The following is a 258-nucleotide window of genomic DNA, read 5'->3' on the forward strand; positions in this document are numbered from 1 at the left end:
CTTAAAGCACTGCAACTTATGCAACAAGCCGACGTCGTCGTGTATGACTTTTTAGTCTCTGACGAAATTATGGAATTAGTGCGCCGTGATGCTGACCTTATTTGTGTAGGTAAAAGCTTAGGCGATCATAGTGTTGTTCAAGAAGATACCAACCAAATGCTGGTCGACCTTGCTAAACAAGGCAAAAAAGTGTGCCGCATTAAAGGTGGTGACCCGTTTATTTATGGCCGTGGTGGCGAAGAAGTACAAGTACTGGCT

At 44.2% G+C, this 258-nt stretch carries 1 protein-coding gene; it reads left to right on the forward strand.

Annotation, left to right across the window (positions count from 1 at the left end):
- Nucleotides 1–258 (forward strand): uroporphyrinogen-III C-methyltransferase (locus AAEY80_RS14655; protein WP_350588616.1); only part of this gene is annotated, 258 nt, incomplete at both ends.

This window comes from Psychrobacter sp. 78a-MNA-CIBAN-0178 (genome assembly GCF_040309625.1).
GTDB lineage: Bacteria > Pseudomonadota > Gammaproteobacteria > Pseudomonadales > Moraxellaceae > Psychrobacter > Psychrobacter okhotskensis.